At 38.1% G+C, this 2,022-nt stretch carries 2 protein-coding genes; both read left to right on the top strand.

Features of this window, described 5'->3' with window-relative positions; all coding sequences use genetic code 11:
* On the top strand, positions 1 to 1,346 hold a 1,346-nt coding region (locus LG372_RS09705), incomplete at its 5' end, for a hypothetical protein (RefSeq protein WP_225742712.1).
* A 10-nt stretch (positions 1,347 to 1,356) separates the two neighbouring features.
* Positions 1,357 to 1,965 carry a TipC family immunity protein gene (locus LG372_RS09700; protein WP_225742711.1) on the top strand — a complete coding sequence of 203 codons (609 nt, stop codon included), beginning with the start codon at positions 1,357 to 1,359 and terminating at the stop codon, positions 1,963 to 1,965.
* Positions 1,966 to 2,022: the final 57 nt, after the last annotated feature.

The raw sequence follows: 2,022 nt of genomic DNA, 5'->3' as shown, positions 1-2,022 counted from the left end.
AGATCCGCCAGGAAGAGCAAATGATTGCTTATCTAGATGAAGTCAACCAATTCCTTTCTAGCTTGACCATGGATAGTGAAGAAAAGGGAAGATTGAGACGCAGTAATGTGGAACTCATGCGAGGACACCATGCCAATAAACGCGTCTATGAAACGATTTTGAGAGACCTGCGTGCCTATGATAGCTTTTCAGGAGGACTGTTCGATGATCTAGACAGTATCGACGTGCAGTTGAGTCGTGGACTAGCTCAGATTGAAACGAGTTGGGATGCAAAGACAGGGGTCTTTAAAATTCCATCTGACCTGACTTGGGCCAACTACCTGACTGCCTATTCTGACACAAAGGATATGAAGCTCAGTCGTAAAGAGAAGGCCTTTGTCCAGACCATGATGGCAGAGTACGGATTTGACGCAGAGACAGCCCAACAACTTTTGACCATCAAGCAAGGGATAGATAAGAAATTTCCAACCTCAAGTCAAGAGTTCCGTGACTATATCTTTTTGCGAGTCGTCGGTGTGGCAAATTATAATGAATTCCAGTGGAACGAAACGGCGGGTCATTTGAAAACTTATTTTTATAATGTGACTGTTGGCAGTTCGATTACAGGAAAATCAAAGACAGTAGAAAAACCGCTTCTTGAAATCTTTAAAGAATTAGGATTGAAAGAGGAAAAGGCCAAAGAACTCTATTATAATCTTAGATTACAGCATGAAATGGCGGGTGGTGAATATGACAGTATAGATGACATTAAGACTACCGATAAAGAAAAAGGCTCAAATTATTATGCTTCTTATAAAAAATCATTTGAAGAAGTTTATGGTACTAGGATTGATTTTGATACGTTTTGGGATAGCAAACTGAAGGCCTATTCTAACAACAGAGCAGGTCACGCAGACTTTACCCACCAGTCCATTACTATGGCGACTCACCTTAATCCTAATCAAGTTCAGTTAGCCGATCTCTATGGCGGTAGAGAGCGTGTCAAGGACCTTTCTGGCTGGGAGGGAGACACGACAAAAAATGCTACGGATAAAAAACCAAGCATTGGTGAAGATGACTACAAGGCAGACCTTGATTCAGTCAATCTTATCGGCCGGATGCAACAGGGGCAATCCTATGACCAAGCCATATCTTCCTATTATGCTGACCTTCAAAAGGATTCGACTCTTAGAGAAAGAGAATTCTTAAAAAATAAAGATTGGAAGCATGTCAGAAGTACTATTTATGCTAGTATCCTTCCATTAGAGGTTATGGAAAAAGGGGAGGATGCGATTAAAGCATACATTGAAAGTAACTATTCAGGTGTATCCAAGTTTTTAAACCGCTTGGAATCCTTGGCGGAGTAGGAGGATGATGATGAAGAAAATACTAGGTGTTTTAACAATAGTTGTATTACTTGTATCTGTTTGTTTTTACTTTTTTCCTAAACAACCTAAAAACATTTTTGATGAAATTTACCAAGAAACGGAGAAAACATATCGGTCAAATAATATTTTAAGGCATATAGATGGGTTTAAAATCAGACCAGATTGGCCAAGTGACGACCCTAATATTTCGTATACTCCTTTTGGAAAGTATGAAACTCTAACCAAAGGCTATAGTGATATAACCATTCACTTTAATTTTGGTTCAGGTATTAAAGGGATGTCGATTCGTTTTGAAAGAAAGACTAATTCGAATATTACCCTATGGTATTCAGCACACTATAATCTGCAAAAGAAAGTGCTCAAAAAGAAACTTGCGATTTTTGAAGAGCCAAGGAAACCAGGCCAATTTATTGATGATGAAGAAAAAGTAAGAGAATATTTAAGAAAAAATAATATTTCCAAAGAAGATTTAGAGAAAGACTTTGACGAAATCGTCAACCAGAAAGTCTTGAAAGACTGGTGTACCATCTATGACAGCAAGTATTCACCAAGTAATTATGGCGATGTCAAGATTGAAACCCAGTGGGAGAATTGGTAGTAAGTTGTATAAGAAACTATGAAATAACTTTCAAACAGTATTAGCTATTTTTTAATA

The sequence above is a fragment of the Streptococcus sp. Marseille-Q5112 genome (genome assembly GCF_916700555.1).
In the GTDB taxonomy this organism is placed as follows: domain Bacteria; phylum Bacillota; class Bacilli; order Lactobacillales; family Streptococcaceae; genus Streptococcus; species Streptococcus symci.
Note: the sequence above shows the minus strand (reverse complement) of the source record. Positions and strands in the feature narration are given on the sequence as shown.

Excerpts from the sequence above, each read along its gene's own strand:
- LG372_RS09700 (WP_225742711.1), top strand. The coding sequence starts at position 1,357 with ATGAAGAAAATACTAGGTGTTTTAACAATAGTTGTATTACTTGTATCT.